The organism is Bacillus sp. FSL R9-9497, from assembly GCF_038005805.1.
In the GTDB taxonomy this organism is placed as follows: domain Bacteria; phylum Bacillota; class Bacilli; order Bacillales; family Bacillaceae_G; genus Bacillus_A; species Bacillus_A cereus.
This window is the reverse complement of record NZ_JBBOTY010000002.1, coordinates 228,886-247,019: the sequence shown is the minus strand read 5'-3', so window position 1 is coordinate 247,019 and position 18,134 is coordinate 228,886. Positions and strand designations below refer to the sequence as shown.

The following is an 18,134-nucleotide window of genomic DNA, read 5'->3' as shown; positions in this document are numbered from 1 at the left end:
TTGTTTTTAGTAATGAGTTTAAGAACTGGTTTTTGGCCGTATTTCTTTCAGATATCATCCTTTATTTATTATATATAGTTTGGAAAAATTACCATTTACACACAATCAGTATTAGTGTATTATTCATCTAGTACACTAATACTGAGGAGGGAATAAATGGGAATTGATTTTTCTCCTAATATCCCGATTTATATTCAGGTAATGGAATACATAAAAAAGGAAATTGTAACAGGTCGTTTAGCACCGGGTGATAAAATCCCAGCTGTACGTGAACTAGCCAGTGAATTACAAGTGAATCCCAATACGATTCAACGCACATTTCAAGAGCTAGAACGAGAAGGTATTGCTGTGACACGAAGAGGAACAGGGAGATTTGTAACGAGTGAAGGAGAAAAGATTACTGAACTACGCAAAGAAATGGCAACAGAGTTGCTTGATAATTTTATAAATGGAATGGACAATTTAGGATTTACGAAAGAAGAAATTCTTCCAATCCTCCATTCTTCATTAGAAAAGAAAAGGAAGGAAAACGAATGACAGAGTTATTAAAAATTGAAAATCTGTGGAAAAGATATAACTTAAAAACAGTGCTTCAAGATTTAAGTGCAACAATTTCTGAAGGGAAAATTATTGGTCTTGTTGGTGATAATGGTAGCGGAAAAACGACATTATTAAAAATGATTGCTGGTTTGCGTTATCCTTCTAAAGGAACTATCACAATTGAAGGTCAGAAGGTAGGAATAGAAACAAAGAAAACTGTTTCATTTATGCCTGATAGTCCTGTTTTTGACGAGTGGATGACGATAAAAGATGCTGTAGTTTTCTATCGGGATTTTTATAGTGACTTTGATTTTCATCAGGCAATGGACTTAATAGCTGAGTTTAAAATGCCATTAGAAGAGCATATAGTTGCTTTATCAAAAGGTGGAGTGGAAAAATTACAACTTATCTTAACTTTCTCCAGGAAAGCAAAGTTATATATATTAGATGAGCCATTGGGTGGAATTGATCTTGTTTCTAGAAAACATGTACTAGATTTAATTCTTAAATTTTACCGAGAAGATTGTACCATTCTCATTTCAACTCATTTAATAGAAGAAATCGAAAATATATTTGATGAAGTAATCTTTTTAAAAGACGGAACTATTATATTACATGAAAACGTAGAGGAAATTCGTTTTCATCACGGGAAAGCAGTACATGAGTTGTTTAGGGAGGTGTTTGAGCAATGAACCCACTTTTTCTCTATTTATATAAGTGCAATAGAAAAAAAATAGCAGTCTTTTATTCTGGTTTTATTATTATTTCTTTACTTCTTTTATTTAGTACGATAGGACTCTCAAGGGTACTACCTCCGTTTATAAAGGATTTAGTATTACTCATATACCTAATAATAATTGGTATAGCTGCATTTTTACTTCTTCTAATAGCGCTGCCTTCTTTCAATAAAATATTAAAAAATTCTATGATTCGTTATACAGCCATCCCAACCCAAAAATATATATATACGAATTTATTATTTTTTACATTAATGTTTATTATTTTATTAGGTATAGGCTTAATTTTTTCATATTATTTTTCACAAAGTCTTTATGATGGAAAAGTAATTGGTTATAATCCGAGTCTTTATGGTGGGGAAGTAACCGGAGAATTTCGACAAGAATATCACAAGTTGTATAGTTACGGAATCTTCCAACACATATTTGCTTTTCTTTTATGGGGAATCGATTTCATAAGTATCCTTATTTCTTGTTATTTTATCATAGCCATTATAAGGCTGTTTCCAGTGAAGTCATGGATGAGTAAAATAATTTTATTCATCATTTTCGTTGCTATCTTTTCAACAATACAAACAATAGTAATGAATGTGTTAAGTAAATTAGAGAAATATGCAGTTACTATTAAAAGTTCTGGGTTCATGGATAAGAATGATTTTTTTGATACATCATTTTACCCTATTGAAGATTTCACTATTTTGGGGCTATGTTTTACTTGCTTGTTAATAATTGTACTCGTAGCGATTACAGGTCGCATTATCAATAAGAAATTAGAGATATAAAAAATCACTTTATAAGTAAAAGATATTTTGGGAGGAAAGCATGAGAACATCTAATCCAATGTTAAAAAAAGACAAATTTCATGAAGAGAAGACAAGCGCTTCTACGATGACAATAGGTGGAACGATAGGAAAAACATTCATTTTGCTTATCTTACTTCTTGCAGCATCTGTCTATTCCTACGTACAGATGACACAAGAGACAATGAAAATACCCGTGTTAATTGGAATTATAATAGTTACTCTAATTGTCGCTTTTGTGGTTATATTCGTTCCGCGCATATCCCCAATTTGCGCACCGATTTACGCAATATTACAAGGGGTTTTATTAGGAAGTATTTCAGCATATTATACAATGCGCTTTGGTGATTCTATCGCTTTAACTGCCGTATTACTAACAATTTCGATTTTATTTTCCATGTTAGTGTTATACGCAACTCGAATAGTAAAAGTAACTAAAAAGTTTCGTGCGGTTGTAACGGTTGCAACACTTGGAATTTTTATTATGTATTTTATTGTTTTCTTATTGAGCATCTTAGGGGTGACTGTTCCATATATTCATCAAGGTGGGACAATTAGTATTATCATAAGTGCAATTGTAATTGTTGTTGCTGCATTAGATTTATTACTAGATTTTGATTCAATTGAACATGGTACTCATAGTGGAGCACCAAAGTATATGGAATGGTACAGCGCAGTAGGACTTATGATGACATTAGTATGGTTATACCTAGAGATCCTTCGTCTGGTTTCTTACATTATGAAAAACAAAGACTAGAAAACATCCTGCATGGTTCAAACATGCAGGATGTTTTTGTATTTCGTAGTATCAATTAGGTCACGTTATGTAGAGAAAGAAAAATTTCATTTAGAGGGTACTTCAAAACTTTAGCTTGATGGATGTGTGGTGCTACCCCTATAAGCTCAATAGGTCATAGTTGGAAAAAAAGTAAGGCTATGGCCTATTTTTACACGTATCTCGGTTGTACCTCTTTAACCGATGAATATTGCAAGTAAGAACGGCCCATTCAATATTTTCTATTCAAATATGATAGAATGAAGATATATCTAAAATGGAGGGAAAACAAATGAACTCAAACACAAAACAGTTTATTTATGATATCCAGCAAAGAAAGAACAATTATATAGAAAATGTATTAATAGCAATACAACACCCTCAAAAAGAGCAATCTGAACAAGTCATTCAAAATATAGTAGAGAAGATGGATATGATGATTAGTTTAGTTACTACTTACATGGCTATTGAATCCGAATCTACAAAAGAATTAAAAGAGCTTCAGGAAGAACTTATTCATGCTCAAGCATATATTCAAAAACGGAAATTTGAAGAAACACAGAGATAAAACCCTGTGTTTTTACTTGGTGGACTATGACATTAATTTTTTATAAATTTGATTATTGCTTTGGCATAATCCATACAATTTGTTGAATGCGTACAATATATGGCGCCGTATCTTCAATGAGCAAATGATCTGGTTTCACATCCTTTAATTTACCTCTTATATTGCCTCTTACAGTTTCAATAACCACATGTTTACCAATTACTGATTGTAATGTCTGATATACATAGGGATTAGGCACACTTACCATATTTTGTTTACTAAAGTCATTTCCCTCCAAATAACTCATTCTATAAGACTCCTTTCTAACTTGCATTCTTTCTACTAATATATGATATAAATCTTATAAATATGCTAGAAGGATAATTCATTATATGGACGGAAATAACATTTTAATAGGGTACGGTTTCTATTTCTACATTGCTAAAAAAATGATTTATATAAAGTTACTTTTACTAGTTAATAGGAGATGATAAAGGGATATTTTGAATATACATCTAGGTTGTTCGTTTCTGGATATGTATCATTTTAAATACGGCCTTTATTAGAATAGTGCTCATACTTTTTTTGAGATTCTTTCGTAATACGTGCGTTAAGTAAAATTGCTAACAATAAAAACACTCCATATTTTCCTCCTGTAGCTCCTATGATAATCACACTACTACAAACAAGTATAATTAATAGGATAAACGAAACTGAATAAATACGGTCATAATTCTTTGACATCTTTTCGTATTTTATGCGTTCTTTCCTTGCATTCATCTAAATTCCTCCTTTAAATTATCCATTTCACTATCAAATAAATCTCACCCTTAAAAAGGAAATAATATAACGTTATGTAAATTAGTTTGTTTTTTTATCAACTAATTTATATAACGTAAAAAGAAACCCTACCAATATTAAGCTTTCCATTATGATAATTCCGACCCTCTCCTTCCTTTTAATCCCAACACATCAAATAAAAGTTGCAGCAAACAAAAAGGATCATCCCTTTTCGTAAAGGATCATCCTTTTCTTCATTCAACAATTTTCAGGTATTCTTGATTGATTAAAATAACAGCCGGTCCATCTACAACAATTCCACCAACTTCAATTTTTTCATAAGGCTCAATCTTTATAGAAGTAATCCCTTTCCGCTTTTTTAACTCGTTACTTAATTCTTGCGTTGGCATGCGTTTCATATCTTCACTCCTTCTTATTGTTTCATTTAATCTTATTATGTTAAATAAATTGTAAAAATGGTTTCTAGTTCTAGAAATCCCATCAATTTGTATCGTTGACCATATATTTAGATGTTACCAACTCGCGTATCTCTCTTATGAAAAGAAGATAAACAATTACTATTCACTGTCTCAGTGAATGTAAAAATTCTTAAAGATAGAGATGAGATTGATTGTTTTTTCTTTTAGAAATAATGACTTAGATATATACCTAAAACAATGAAAGCCCTACCTCTCTTTCATCCTTACGGCTCCTTGTCCGTGCCAGTGTGAATCAGGATTGCAAAAATTCAAGTGACTATTTGATCGAGTTATTTAATGAAACTTCGAACGTTCGTAAAAGAAATTTAAAAATAAAAATGGATTAGATTGAAGTAATAACAAAAGAGGTTCCTACTCTAAAAGTGAGTTGAAGAAATTGAATGTCTTTGAAATGAGTTGCTTTTAATACTCATCATATTCCCGAAAGATTTAGAATGTTTTTAGAGGATATAACGCATTATTTATAATGAACCCTAACAGAAACTTTTTATTTGATTTTCAGTGATTCCTTTAATTAATTCTAGTTCACTGACCAAAAATCTATATGCATCATCCAACAATTTTTTTTCGCTTGTATTCAATGCTTTTTCTTTCTTCATACGCATTAAATCCCGTACAACTTCAGCACCTTTTTGTATTTCACCCGTTTTTATTTTGTCCGTGTTCACTTTATGCCTTTGTTTCCACGGCAGTAATTTACAGGATTCTTCATGCTGAAAAATGTGTATAATGTGCTTTAATGCAAGTATATCAGTAACTGGGCGTATATTCGAATTCAATATTTTACCCGTAGGAATCATGACTTGCATATTACTGATCGACATTTTTATGACAAAATACTGTTGTTTTTTTCCTGAGAATTCTTTTTCTACTATGGCTTCAATTATACCTGCTCCGTGCATTGGATAAACAATGTTATCGCCAATTTGAAACATATAATCCACCTCCATATGTGGTAACCTTCTCAAGCTTAACATATATGTTGTTTTTTATCAAATATTTTATAATATCATAAAATTATTTTTCGTGTCAATTTATTTTTCTTTAAAAATCAAATTAAGTAAAACTAGCACAAAAACCATAAGGATTGTGTAAGATTTCTAATAAAGGGAAGGGGAATTTCCCCTCGCATATTCTGAAACCTCTACTCATTAACGTAGATCCGTTTTCCCTTGAAAACGACCAAATCGACCCCTTATTTTTTTCAATCTTGTGTGGTACTCCAAAATCTCAATTCTTGCTTTTTCTGCAAGAGGGGCAATTGGTCGTAAGTCTTTTAACCCCCAATACTCAACCACTACATCAAGTACTTGATCAAAATATTGTAGTGGTCCATAGTTTGCTTCTTTTGCAATCACAGCCATTCTATTTTCAAAATCAGGCATGACGGCACCTGGCATTTTAAAATTCCTAATCACATTGGCAATATGGTAGCAATAATTTGGTTCCAATTCTAAATGAATTCGAATAACGTCTCGATAAAACGCATAATGAAGTGTTTCATCTTTTGCAAGACGGCGTAATAATGTAGCAAGATCTGAATCATGCTTACTTGCAACTTTAGCAACATTATTGTAAAACACCATTGTTGCAAGTTCTTGTAGCGTCGTATACGTCATAGCTTCGATTGGTGTATGAAAATCAGGTTCAAATCCCCCCTCAACGACTGACTTTCTTAATTCATGTATTCGTTTAGGATTCACACTTCGAGTGAGTAGTAAATATGTCTCCAATAGATTCGAATGTTGATCCTCTTCTGATGTCCAAGTATGAATAAAGTCTGTAATAACAGAGAGGGAGCCTTTAAAAGTCGCAGATAAATACGTGGTAAACCAAGGTAAATTCACTTCTGTTAATAAAGCTGTTTCAATGGCTGTAATTACACCAGTAGGAAGAGTAACTTGACTTTCATCCCAAGGAACTCTTTTAAAGTCCATTCCCTTATCCCATGGTAAAAACTCATGATAACCCCAGTCTATCTTCTGCGCTCTAATTTTATGTTGTTCATACAGTTCTTTTAAACGTGGTTCTAATCGGAAATCTAAATCATTTGTTAGCATAAAAGTCCCCCCATTTCTTATCACAGATAGTCATTCTATTTTTACTCTTAAAATTTTCTACAAATAAATATTACGTTCCTTTTTTTAAGTCAAATATAATAAATTTGTAACAAAACCTTTTAAGAGCGCTATATTTTTATAGGATTTTTTTATTAAAAGAGGGACCGTTATATATTTTCCTTTTTATAAAATAGATACTGAGGCATACAATATGTTAGTTAGCCTAAATAGAGAAACTAACCTCAGTAAATTCAGAATAACATTCATGGATGAAGATACTCGTCATGTTATAAATCTTCGTGAGTGTAAAAAGGTGCATGCTTATAAAGAATCATTTTATAATAAAGATAGATAGTGTTTTATACACATTAACAACTTATTTAGATGTAAATCCAATATATTAGATTAAGCACTTGAAAACCAAATAAAGTGGATGAGATAGCCTTAAACGACAAATCCCAACTAGAACAATGTACATTGGCTATGTATGGTGAGTTAGACCAAATTTTGTTATACAACAAAAAAGGGAAGAGGCGATAAACATGCAGTCAACAGAAGCGCATATGAAGGAAAAACAACGTAGAGAAAAAATAGAAATTATATTTAGTCACAGGGTAAAAGGGGAGAGTTATTTTCACGGCTCTTCCTATCAATGGAAAAACATTGTATATCAAAATTATGATAGAATACAACAAAAAGAGATGGAAGTTGAACAACTCATTTCGAAAATGGAAAAAGCAGGGGTTCGTTTTACGCAGCACCGTTCACTCATATACTATCCCGTCATTGATTTTGTAAAATATATAGCTAAGATTTATAAGGAACCCCTCGAAATACAATAATCATATTTAAAGGAAACATTTATAAAAGGTTTATTTTCGAGGCTTTTTTAACTAAAACCTTAAAAAATCATTACTACATTCTTTTTATTTTCAATACTCATCGGTTTTGTTATAATATCAACCATAGCGTATTATATTCGTTTGTATATTTTCATATTTTGGGGATTTTATTACACAAAAAGACAACTCTTAATTGGAGTTGTCTTTTATTTTTTTCGATATACACAATACTATTCTGATACAAAAACATCAAGATTCTTACAACCAAAGAAAAAGTAGGATTTCTAATAAGAAAGATCCTACTTTATTTCCTCATATTCCGTCATTATTTTATGAAACGTGTTTTTCTTTAGCTCTAACATTTACATAAACATAGTAGCCGTCTTTTCTTCACCTTTACATTTATTACAAAAAATGTTATTATTAAAATGAATTATTTTTGTTCGGTGTAAAGGATTTGTAACTTTTCACCTTTATGATCACTGAGAGCAAGGATAGTATTACATTGTGTGTGTTTACACACTAGGAGGCAATACAAATGGAAAAAGGTAATGTAAAATGGTTTAATGGCGAAAAAGGCTTCGGATTCATCGAACGTGAAGGTGGAGACGATGTATTCGTTCATTTCTCAGCGATTCAAGGCGAAGGTTACAAAACTTTAGAAGAAGGTCAAGCAGTGACTTTTGATTTGGAGCAAGGTCAACGTGGACCTCAAGCTTCAAACGTACGTAAAGCTTCTTAATTTTACAAACTAGGGAAGGCAGGCTCTTTTATAAGAGTCTGCTTTTTTTCCGTGAAACAAAGACCCCCCGACTCGTAAAGGACATGAAAACAGTAAATCAAATGGTAAACCAAGTCTAGCATATACTTACGGAGTATCCTAATTTAATTTTTGAGCTACCAACTTTATAAGCCTTTTTTTAGCATAAAAGTACCCCCTAAATGAAAATTCTCTTTCTCTACAGTTGGTTATTTTGAGAAGTCAGCTCATTTTTTGTTTTGGGGGTGTTTACACTCCTTAAGTTGATGGATGTGGGGTATGGCCACATCGCTATCAAGCTAACAAAATATAACTACCCCCAGAACGAAATTTTATGCTAATTTGTAATAAAAAGCTCATTTTTTCGTTAGGAGGTGGATTTGTTTGCTTAAGTTGGTGGGCATGTTGCAGACCCCTCGATAAATTTAATAGCGTATAATTTTCACGTTTTTTCGGCGAAACATATAATGTGTTATTCGGTTTGATGTAATATATTCTTTACTTTTTGTAAAAAACATATTACTATTACGTTAATATAACTGTATAATAGAAGAGAGGAATGACATGCTTGAAAATAATATAGTAGTAGGAAGAGCTGAAAAAAGATGGACTCAACAACAATTAGCAGATGCAGTTGGTGTCAGTCGACAAACTATAGTAGCTTTAGAAAAAAATAAATATAACCCTTCTTTGATTTTAGCTTTCAAAATTGCTAATTCACTTGAGAAAGAGATAACTGATGTATTTAAATATGAGGAGGATGAATAATGGTTAATATTGCTACGATTGTAATTTGTGTGTTAGTAGTATTAGTGTTTATTGCAGAAATTTACAAAATTACATTTGAACGTCGGATGGAGTCACAAGATGAGAGAGGGCAAATGTTCATCTTTAAAATTAAATCATTATCTTATACTGTTCTAACGGTTGGTATATTAATTGGAGTAGCATTAGTAGCAATATTTAAGTTAATAGATAAGGAATATTTTATTTATTATGTAATGCTTGTGTTTTTTATTCAAAGTATAGTATCATCCATTTATTTGGCTATTGTTCGGAAAGTATAAAACTGTTCACTAGATAGCGGAGTATTTTTACATATTCTATTAATACTATTAATTCCTTCTTCAAAAATCCCCCTAAAATGAAAAAATACGCTATTCTTTCTGTAGAATCATAGGAAAGGATGGCGTTTTTGTATGTCTGTTTCTGTGTCTGACGAATTACAACTATTTGCTCAAGAGATTCAAAGTTTTTTATCTCCAAATACCTTACGGGACCTTGCTAGAAATGTTGGTTTTGTACAAAGATCCAGTAAGTACCAAGCAAAAGATTTAGTAGCTTTATGTGTATGGGTAAGCCAAAATGTCGCTACGACGTCTTTAACTCAATTGTCTAGCTGTTTAGAAGCATCAACAGAAGTACTCATCAGTCCTGAAGGACTGAATCAACGATTTAATCAAGCAGCCGTCCAATTTTTACAACACATACTAGCTGAACTACTAAATCAAAAATTGGCCTTATCTATGCCAATTTCTTCTCCATATACTTCTATTTTCAAGCGTATCCGTATTTTAGATTCAACTGCATTTCAGCTCCCAGATCCCTTTTCATCCGTTTATCCGGGTGCAGGAGGATGCAGCCATACAGCGGGGGTGAAGATTCAGCTTGAGTATGATCTATTAAGTGGTCAATTCCTTCATATTCATACAGGTCCAGGTAAACAACATGATCGAACCTACGGTTCCCTGTGTGTCCCAACTGTTACAGCAAATGATTTATGTATCCGAGATTTAGGCTATTTCCATTTGAAAGATCTTCAACATATACAAGAGAAAAAGGCTTACTATATCTCACGTATCAAATCGAATACTCGTATTTATCAAAAAAATCCTAACCCTGATTATTTTCAAGATGGCAGAATCAAGAAAGGTACAGAGTATATCCAGATAGATATGGAGGTTTTAATGAACTCTCTTCAGCCAAGACAAACATGCGAAATATCCAACGCTTATGTAGGAATGACTGATAAAGTCCCAACTCGTGTGATTATTCATCGACTAACAAAAGAACAACAACAAAAACGATTACAAGATCAAACGGTAAGAGAAAAAAAGAAAGGGATGAAGTATTCTCCTCGTAGTAAACGACTTAGCGGTATCAATGTATATATGACAAATACTCCTACAGATATTGTCCCAATGGGACAAGTACATGATTGGTATTCTTTACGTTGGCAAATTGAGATTTTATTTAAAACGTGGAAATCATTCTTTCATATTCATCGTTGTAAAAAGATAAAACGAGAACGATTGGAATGCCATTTGTACGGGCAACTGATTGCCATTCTACTCTGTTCTTCTACCATGTTTCAAATGCGGCAATTACTTCTTAGAAAAAAGAAGCGAGAAATGAGTGAATATAAGGCCATATATATGATTAAAGATTACTTTCTTCTTCTTTTTCAAGCTATACAAAAAGACACCCAAGAGCTATCAAAGATTCTAATTCGCTTGTTCAATCTCCTACAGCAAAACGGGCGAAAATCTCATAGATATGAGAAGAAAACAGTCTTTGATATATTAGGTGTCGTTTACAATTGTACCATGTCTGATAATCAAGCGGCTTAAATCAAAAAAATGAAACCCATTAGGGTTTATTTCGTATGCAAATCTTTAAATTCCCTATACGTAGCCTTTAGAAAAAAGAAATAATCTCTACTATAATTGACGTTGTATGAGCTTAGCTTGATAGCGATGGGGTATGGCCACATATCCATCAAGTTATCTAAATAAAACACCCTCTAAAAATTAAGAATATCCAAAAATAAAATAGACATTAATTAACTTTGTTTGTTATAATTCAAACAAAATAAAAAAACGTTTACCTTTTATATTTAACGATATCAAATTTACTGGAGGGGATAAAGATGAAAAAAGCACTTTACATCAATATAGGTGGAGAAGGACACTTAAATCCAACGTTAGGATTAGTACAGGATTTAGTACAACGTGGAGACAACATCGTCTATTATTCATCAAATGATTTTGAAGAAAAAATCAAAAAAGCAGGCGCACAATTCCGTCCCATCAATCAAGAGACACAAAGAGAGCTTTCGGAAAATATGAATCTTATGACTTCCCATCCTCAAGAGTACTTATTACACTTCCTTCATGCTATGGAAAGAATTACTGATTCCATTTTCGAAGAAATTTCCAAAGAAACATACGATTACATCCTCTATGATGCACAGTCTTTACCTGGAAAATGGGTCGCTCACCATAGAGGTTTAGCATCTATTGCAACTTGGACCACATTTGCTTTTTCACAAGAACTAAAAGAAAATATGAACCTGACAGGAACAAGAAACATAGAACAAAAACAGGAGCGTTTAGCTATGCTACAAGCATTTTTGCAATTAGAAGAAATAGCAAAAATGAAACAATATTTAGAAGGAAAATATGAAGTACCCCTATCTGATAATTTTTTACTTTGTCCGGGTTCAGGCGATTTAAATATTGTCTTTACTTCTCGCTATTTCCAAAGAAACAGCAAGGATTTTAAGGATGGCTATATTTTTATCGGTCCTTCCATTACTGAAAATGGAACTCTAAGTGATTTTTCGGTTGATGAATTAAAAGGAGAACGTGTGATTTATATTTCTATGGGAACTATAATTAATAATCAACCTGAATTCTATCAAAAATGTTTCGTCGGTTTAAAAGATCTCAATGCGAAAGTAGTACTTAGTATAGGCAAACAATTAGCAGTGGAGCAACTAGGAGATATACCTGATAATTTTATTGTTGGTAACTATCTTCCACAATTAGATATACTGCGTCAAGCGGATGTATTTATTAGTCATTGTGGAATGAATAGCACAAGTGAATCACTTTATTTTGAAGTACCTCTAGTTATGCTCCCATTTATAAATGATCAGCATACGATTGCTGAGCGAGTATACGAACTTGGCGCAGGACTTATGTTAAATATCCAGCAATTATCGGCCGAGGATTTAAAACATGCCGTTAATGAAGTGTTGCAGCATTCGCTTTACAAAGAGAATGCCAAAAAAATTAGTCAATCATTCCGTGAGGCAGGTGGTTATATCAAAGCTGTTGATGAGATTATTACATTTACTCGTTAATTCTGCTATGTATGCCACTCAAGGCCTATTAACTTAAGAATTTTATAACACCCTACAACAAAAATATAGAAGATAGAAGAAATGCTGGCAGTATCCCATACTCATCAAGCTAAGAAATTAAATACCTCACATCCACCAACTTAAAAAATCAAGTCATCCCCAAACGACAAAGCTAGCTTCTTATTTTAAAAAGATAAGAAGTGAGCCTTTTTGTCTACTATGATAATGATTGATATGTAAGTTACATTTTTATAGCATTAAGTTTTTTATCATTTCTATATACTCTTTTTTAATGAAACGCTGCCATTTAAGGAAATAAAAAAGCTATTTCAAAGAAATAGCTTTTTTATAGACTCAATTTTTTAGTAATTAAATTATAGAATAGGTTTCGGATATTTAATTAATATAGGACTCTGTTTTTTTATTTTGAAATTCAGATTTTAATTTATCATATGAAACGGACACAATAGAATCATGTACTTTTTCTGGGAAGGTATTTGAGTTGTCACATATAATATTGGTGTCTCCGTTTTCTGACATACGTAATTGAAATGCATTTGGAATATCTAATTTAATCTTTTTATAACTATCTTTATTAAATTGGTATACCCAAATTTTTTGATTGTCAGTTCTAAATGCCCAATAATTCATAGTTGCACTCATAGATCCAATCCCATCTCCTTGTTGGGTATTTACCCCTTCAATAGAGAGTGGTGTTACCTGCTTAGAGTCCATATCCAAAATGAAATAACTTTCAATTGAATTTTCACTTGTTTTTTCATCGTTAGATAAGCTTACATAGACTATTTTGTTACCTACAATTTTAGGAGCTAAAACATTATTTTGTGGAACTACATATTTGTTTATATTTTTATTTTTCAAGCTATATGTGCTTATGGTAGTTTGTTTTTCAGTAGAGTTAGTATAGACTAATTTATCTTCATTCATATGAAGTGCAGTACTAGCTGTATCATAAGATTGTACAGTGTCTATTTTCGTTTTTGTATTGGTTTCTAGGTCATAGAGAATAATATCTGCATTTTTTTGACCTTCATTAATTTCCATCCATGATACATAATGTTTATAAAGATAAGGTTCTATAATTTCATTTGTTTTATGGATTTGATTTTCCTTATCATTACTTAAATTTTTTGCGTATAGAATGGTTTTTGATCCAATAGCATTGGTATCCATCCATAATAACCATTTTTCATTGGCATGTACCCCTTGTATATTTGCCTCGCTACCCATTTTCGAATGAAATATAGTCTCTTCTGTTTGATTAGAGAAATTATATGCAAGAAGTTTATTAGGTAGACGTTCTTTAGTATTATCAGAAACAGGTAAGTACATTTTGTTATTGGATGTAGATGCCATGTAATAGTTTTCATAATCCAATTTTAATTCTGTATAGGTACTATTAAGCTCTTTTTCTTTTATATTTGATTTGTTTTGACTGCAAGATACAAGTATACCTAGACATAGAATAAACAATAATATTTTAAAATTTCTCAATATACTAATGTTGGATTGCCACCTGTTGCACTTAGAACGGCTTTTCCTACTCCTTTTCCATTCTCGTCTACTTTCTCCTCATATACACCACCTAAGGATTTTCCATCTTTATCTAATTTGTGATTAGGATCGACAATTTGCATTGTTCTATCTGCACCATGATAGCCATTAATTACTATAAAATGCCTATAGTTCTTTTCTGCTCTTTTATAACGTTCCATGTGTTGTGTATTTGTCAGCACAATCGGTACATTCGTTCCATCTGATAATTTGTTTTTTACTAATACTTCTAGTTCCCTAATGCTACTAGGGCTCATAGCTCCATAGGTACTATCAGCAAAATCATAATTGTCTTTGTATGCATTTAATCCCCAAGCCAAATTAAGAGAATTTGTTCCTTGGTTAGTTGTTAACATTAAAGAAGCAAGAAGTTCTTCAGTTGGTATTGGAAATGATGATCCACTATCTGATTTGTGGAAAGTCAGAACACTGCGTGCTGATGCTGGTCCGCAATAAAACCAATCACTTTGTTTAAAATGTGTAACAGGTCGAAAATAGCTTTCAGATGGTGGTCGCATTCTGTTTATCTTATTTTTTTGATTTTCTTGTTCCCAAGCTTTCCTAGCTTTTTCCTTTCCGATTTCAAGGATTTTTTTTCCTTCTTCAGGATCTAATGATGGTGGTTTTGATGTGACAACAGTTTTTTTGTCTTGACTAGAATCAATGTTTTCATCCGCAAAACTGACAGTAGAAGGAAGTAAAAGACTCATTGCTAAAACACTCATGCTTACCCCTTTAATAATAGGTTTCATATCGCATCTCCTTAATTCATAATCTTATAACATTTTAGAATAAATGGTATATTATAGCAATTGTATTCCTTAAATATGCATAATTGCATATTTAAGGAATATAAAAAACTGACCCCTATTTATGAGGTCAGTTTACATTATCAAAATCTTATATAATTACTTTGATAATTCTTTAGAGATACGTTGTATATCTGCTTTAATTTTAGTTTTTTCTTGAACAGTTAAAGCATTAAATTTTTGTTTCTCTGCACTAGGATCAAAAGGCTTCACCGGTGGAGGTGGTGGATCTTGGGGATTCGGAAGCAATTTGTTATCCCATAAAATAACCCCATATGCTCTGCCTGCTTCATCATTTTCTTGATCAAAATAATTATCAGCCCATCCTTTTAATTCCTCGCTATACCAGATTTGGTAAGCTCCTTCAATATCAGCTAATAGTTCAATTGGTATTGTTCCAGCTCTTGCTACATAACCAAAGTGAATATTTCCTAAGTCTTCACCTTTCATCAAGTAGCCATTGTAAATGAACTGTTTTTTTCTTCCGAATTTTGTTTTATAATCCCATTCACCACCAGGCTTTACTTTTTCGGCAAATGCCAATCCAACACTCCAAGGATAAGTGCCTTCTTCTTTAGCCTCTTCAGCAGCATAAGCCATAATTAAGGCATTTCTCTTTAAAATGTAAGAGAAACTTGAAGTCATTTCATTTGATGGGATTGTTTGAGCAGATGCAAAGCCACCTTCGGATAAACAAATAGAAAATAATAAACAAAAAATAAGTAATGTTTTCTTCCACATATTTATGGACCTCCCTTTTTAGTAGTCTATATATTTATAATTCAATTTTAAAAATATGTAAATTTTTATATAGGAAAATAATTTACTTTTTTCTAAATATTGTTATATCATATGTGAGAATTCAAAATTTTATAGAAAAGGAGTTTTTGTATGTTTAAAGTATTTCGAACTAGTTATACCGTTTTAACCTTTTTATTTTTATTTTTCGTCACTACAACCAGTGTCAATGCCGAAGAAAAGGGAGATTTAAGGATTGTCCCTATTGAGAAAGCGACACAACAAGCAATGAATTATTTTAATATTATTCAGAATAATTCTAATACTGATTGGAAAGACAGTAAGCTGGTATTTGATAGAAAATTATATGACGAAAATAAAAAAATAACTGCATATCTTTTTGTTGTACAAAAAGCAGACCAGGAAAATGGATTTATTATTGTGAGCGGTAACGAAAAGATTCCGGGTGTAATAGAATCTACAAGGAAAGGTGCTAATCCATTCAAAACAATTAATAAAGAGAATAGCATTTATGTGTCACCTATTTCATATTTGCAAAAATCAGATACAGAAGGTTCCTTCATTGATTTGAACACTAAAAAATCAGTATCTAAGGAAAAATTAGAAGAAATAAATATATTTACGAATGCACAGAACACTACCTCAAATATAGAAAATATAAAAAAAATTAATGGGTTAACTCGCTCAGCGAATGCTCCATATTATAATCATAAGTTTATACCGAATGTGCCAGACTACGACTGGACTCATGGGTGTTTACCTACAGCATATGCAAATGTTTCTGTATATTGGGCAAATAATGGATTCCCACGTCTAAAAAATAATCAGGCAGATTATGCAACTTATATTATTGATACGCTACCGAAATTAATGAAAACAGATGCCCAAGGTAATACATTTGGTAATGATGGTATTGCAGGCACGAAAGAGTATTGGGAAAAAACAGGGAAATATTCTGTGACTATTAAAGAATATAAGAACAAGCCTGTGAACCCTGCTGTTTTTGAGGAATATAAGAAAGAAATAGATAAAAATAGACCGGCTATTATCACAACTCAAACACATCCAATTTATAAAAATCATGCTGTGACAGGTGTAGGATATGAGGAAATCTTTGATCCTGCTGAAAGAGTTTGGCACCGTTCAGCAATTGTACATGATGAATGGATGTCTACTCCTCAAGATCATTATCTTGTTTGGACTCCGGATATTGATAATTTTTATGCTGTTATTCCAGGTGCTGATATTTCATCTAGTAATAATGTTTACAAAGAAAAAACAAGCCAAGTTCATTATAATTGGGGATTAGGTGCACCAGAAGGACAAAAAAATGATGAGTTTTCGGCTAAATTTGATCAATCGCAACATTTAGAAGCAGGGGATTATTTTATGCAAACTCTTGCCGATGATTATGTTAAAGTAAATTTTGACGGTAAGAATATTATTGATGGATGGAATAATGATTCAATTGGACAAATTAAACGTGCACTACTACCAAAGTTAACAGCGGGAGAGCATAAAATAGATACAGATTTTCATGAATTGACAGGGAATGCGGGTATCTTCTCTGATGTAGTTCCATTTGATCATTGGTTGGCGTATTATTATCCAAATAAGAATTTACAAGGACTTCCTGTAGATGCAAGAGTAATTAAGCCATTTGGTCAACAGCAAAAACTTGCAGAAGATAATGGCGAAGGCGCTCCAACTTTGAAGGTACCAAAGGATAATTTTTCTGCGCGCTATACCACCGTAAAACGTTTACCTAAAGGTGAATATATTATTCGTGGAAAAGCTGATGATGGCTTACGAGTTTATATTGATGGCAAACTTGTTATAGATCGTTGGCATGGAAGTGGTGGTTTTGTAGAAGATGCTCGAAAGATAGTTATTGACGACAATACAGGCGCAACAATTCTTGGCAAGTCTACAGAAAAAGATGTTCACCTTATTGAAGTGCAATACTTAGAAGAAAGTGGCGGAAGTAAGGTGGAATTTGGTATCGAGCCATATGCTACTGCAGTGCCATTTCCACATTGGACAGCTGAGTATTATGCCAATAAAGATTTAAAGGGTGATGCAATTGTAAAAGGGGGGAAATGGTCAATAGATAGATTTATTAATATTGATTTTAACTGGGGAAGCACTTCTCCGTATCCAAGTATCCCTAATGATAATTTCTCTGCTAGATTTACAAAATTAGGTTTATTTGAGAATGGAAATTATGAATTTGAAGCTAAGGCAGATGATGGAGTAAGAATATATGTTGACGATAAGCGGGTAATTGATTCTTGGATTGCGAATGGAGGAGATATCCGTAAAGTAAAAATACCGATGACTGCTGGTGTACACAAAATTACAGTAGAATACCTAGAATTATCAGGAAACGCTAACTTAAAGATGGACTATAGAAAAGTAAATTAGATGATTTAAATTGAAAGTAAATGTACAAAAAGCTAGTTCTTCATTTTAGAACTAGTTTTTTTTATTGTTTTTGGGATTA

At 32.2% G+C, this 18,134-nt stretch carries 20 protein-coding genes and 1 pseudogene; 12 read left to right on the top strand and 9 right to left on the bottom strand.

Going from position 1 to position 18,134, the window contains the following annotated elements; all coding sequences use genetic code 11:
* Nucleotides 1–156: 156 nt before the first annotated feature.
* The 5 genes from MKY21_RS28715 to MKY21_RS28695 all read left to right on the top strand — a co-directional run bounded on the left by MKY21_RS28715 (nucleotide 157) and on the right by MKY21_RS28695 (nucleotide 3,420).
* Nucleotides 157–537 carry a GntR family transcriptional regulator gene (locus MKY21_RS28715; protein ID WP_086423424.1) on the top strand — a complete coding sequence of 127 codons (381 nt, stop codon included), beginning with the start codon at nucleotides 157–159 and terminating at the stop codon, nucleotides 535–537.
* Nucleotides 534–1,232: an ABC transporter ATP-binding protein gene (locus MKY21_RS28710; protein ID WP_000137759.1), complete on the top strand. Its 699-nt coding sequence runs from the start codon at nucleotides 534–536 to the stop codon at nucleotides 1,230–1,232. The genes MKY21_RS28715 and MKY21_RS28710 overlap by 4 nt, the downstream gene beginning before the upstream one ends.
* Nucleotides 1,229–2,059 (top strand): ABC transporter permease, encoded by an 831-nt coding sequence (locus MKY21_RS28705; RefSeq protein ID WP_098472695.1) that lies wholly within the window; start codon nucleotides 1,229–1,231, stop codon nucleotides 2,057–2,059. The genes MKY21_RS28710 and MKY21_RS28705 overlap by 4 nt, the downstream gene beginning before the upstream one ends.
* Nucleotides 2,060–2,099: 40 nt before the next feature.
* Nucleotides 2,100–2,834: a Bax inhibitor-1/YccA family protein gene (locus MKY21_RS28700; protein ID WP_098294311.1), complete on the top strand. Its 735-nt coding sequence runs from the start codon at nucleotides 2,100–2,102 to the stop codon at nucleotides 2,832–2,834.
* A 310-nt stretch (nucleotides 2,835–3,144) separates the two neighbouring features.
* The gene (locus MKY21_RS28695) at nucleotides 3,145–3,420 is read left to right on the top strand and encodes a hypothetical protein (RefSeq protein ID WP_001087724.1); all 276 of its coding nucleotides are present in this window, start codon (nucleotides 3,145–3,147) and stop codon (nucleotides 3,418–3,420) included.
* 52 nt (nucleotides 3,421–3,472) lie between these two features.
* On the opposite strand, the gene MKY21_RS28690 is transcribed toward MKY21_RS28695, so the two are convergent.
* The 5 genes from MKY21_RS28690 to MKY21_RS28670 form a co-directional block, all read right to left on the bottom strand.
* Nucleotides 3,473–3,706: a YuzF family protein gene (locus MKY21_RS28690; protein ID WP_000120817.1), complete on the bottom strand. Its 234-nt coding sequence runs from the start codon at nucleotides 3,704–3,706 to the stop codon at nucleotides 3,473–3,475.
* 239 nt (nucleotides 3,707–3,945) lie between these two features.
* On the bottom strand, nucleotides 3,946–4,179 hold the full coding sequence (locus MKY21_RS28685) for a hypothetical protein (protein WP_000993974.1): 234 nt from the start codon (nucleotides 4,177–4,179) through the stop codon (nucleotides 3,946–3,948).
* A gap of 254 nt (nucleotides 4,180–4,433) precedes the next feature.
* Nucleotides 4,434–4,598: a BC1881 family protein gene (locus MKY21_RS28680; protein WP_000827566.1), complete on the bottom strand. Its 165-nt coding sequence runs from the start codon at nucleotides 4,596–4,598 to the stop codon at nucleotides 4,434–4,436.
* Nucleotides 4,599–5,152: 554 nt separating this feature from the next.
* A complete protein-coding gene (locus MKY21_RS28675; RefSeq protein ID WP_161956353.1) occupies nucleotides 5,153–5,614 on the bottom strand; it encodes a CarD family transcriptional regulator in 462 nt (153 codons plus the stop codon).
* Between the two features lie 216 nt (nucleotides 5,615–5,830).
* Nucleotides 5,831–6,739, bottom strand: coding sequence for an acyl-ACP desaturase (locus MKY21_RS28670; protein WP_341078183.1), 909 nt, complete (start codon nucleotides 6,737–6,739; stop codon nucleotides 5,831–5,833).
* Nucleotides 6,740–7,281: 542 nt separating this feature from the next.
* Between MKY21_RS28670 and MKY21_RS28665 the strand changes: the two genes are divergently transcribed.
* Nucleotides 7,282–7,581: a hypothetical protein gene (locus MKY21_RS28665; RefSeq protein WP_001191997.1), complete on the top strand. Its 300-nt coding sequence runs from the start codon at nucleotides 7,282–7,284 to the stop codon at nucleotides 7,579–7,581.
* 299 nt (nucleotides 7,582–7,880) lie between these two features.
* On the opposite strand, the pseudogene MKY21_RS28660 reads toward MKY21_RS28665, so the two are convergent.
* Nucleotides 7,881–7,988, bottom strand: a pseudogene (locus MKY21_RS28660) (integrase); the annotation flags it as partial.
* Between the two features lie 131 nt (nucleotides 7,989–8,119).
* On the opposite strand from MKY21_RS28660, the gene MKY21_RS28655 reads away from it, so the two are divergent.
* From MKY21_RS28655 to MKY21_RS28635, 5 genes are all read left to right on the top strand, one after another.
* Nucleotides 8,120–8,323 (top strand): cold-shock protein, encoded by a 204-nt coding sequence (locus MKY21_RS28655; protein ID WP_000410775.1) that lies wholly within the window; start codon nucleotides 8,120–8,122, stop codon nucleotides 8,321–8,323.
* Nucleotides 8,324–8,905: 582 nt separating this feature from the next.
* The gene (locus MKY21_RS28650; RefSeq protein ID WP_000892394.1) at nucleotides 8,906–9,109 is read left to right on the top strand and encodes a helix-turn-helix transcriptional regulator; all 204 of its coding nucleotides are present in this window, start codon (nucleotides 8,906–8,908) and stop codon (nucleotides 9,107–9,109) included.
* On the top strand, nucleotides 9,109–9,408 hold the full coding sequence (locus MKY21_RS28645; protein WP_000247165.1) for a hypothetical protein: 300 nt from the start codon (nucleotides 9,109–9,111) through the stop codon (nucleotides 9,406–9,408). Before MKY21_RS28650 ends, MKY21_RS28645 begins: the two co-directional genes overlap by 1 nt.
* Before the next feature lie 132 nt (nucleotides 9,409–9,540).
* The gene (locus MKY21_RS28640) at nucleotides 9,541–10,971 is read left to right on the top strand and encodes an IS4 family transposase (protein WP_000116998.1); all 1,431 of its coding nucleotides are present in this window, start codon (nucleotides 9,541–9,543) and stop codon (nucleotides 10,969–10,971) included.
* Between the two features lie 299 nt (nucleotides 10,972–11,270).
* Nucleotides 11,271–12,488, top strand: a complete 1,218-nt coding sequence (locus MKY21_RS28635) for a macrolide family glycosyltransferase (protein ID WP_098472568.1) — start codon at nucleotides 11,271–11,273, stop codon at nucleotides 12,486–12,488.
* 396 nt (nucleotides 12,489–12,884) lie between these two features.
* Here the strand turns inward: MKY21_RS28635 and MKY21_RS28630 are convergent, their stop codons facing one another.
* The 3 genes from MKY21_RS28630 to MKY21_RS28620 all read right to left on the bottom strand — a co-directional run bounded on the left by MKY21_RS28630 (nucleotide 12,885) and on the right by MKY21_RS28620 (nucleotide 15,613).
* Nucleotides 12,885–13,865, bottom strand: coding sequence for a hypothetical protein (locus MKY21_RS28630; protein ID WP_241673066.1), 981 nt, complete (start codon nucleotides 13,863–13,865; stop codon nucleotides 12,885–12,887).
* Between the two features lie 134 nt (nucleotides 13,866–13,999).
* A complete protein-coding gene (locus tag MKY21_RS28625; RefSeq protein WP_086400824.1) occupies nucleotides 14,000–14,815 on the bottom strand; it encodes a C39 family peptidase in 816 nt (271 codons plus the stop codon).
* 156 nt (nucleotides 14,816–14,971) lie between these two features.
* Nucleotides 14,972–15,613 (bottom strand): polymorphic toxin type 44 domain-containing protein, encoded by a 642-nt coding sequence (locus MKY21_RS28620; RefSeq protein ID WP_341078177.1) that lies wholly within the window; start codon nucleotides 15,611–15,613, stop codon nucleotides 14,972–14,974.
* Nucleotides 15,614–15,763: 150 nt separating this feature from the next.
* Here MKY21_RS28620 and MKY21_RS28615 point away from each other — a divergent pair, with 150 nt between their 5' ends.
* Nucleotides 15,764–18,055 (top strand): PA14 domain-containing protein, encoded by a 2,292-nt coding sequence (locus MKY21_RS28615; protein ID WP_341078175.1) that lies wholly within the window; start codon nucleotides 15,764–15,766, stop codon nucleotides 18,053–18,055.
* Nucleotides 18,056–18,134: the final 79 nt, after the last annotated feature.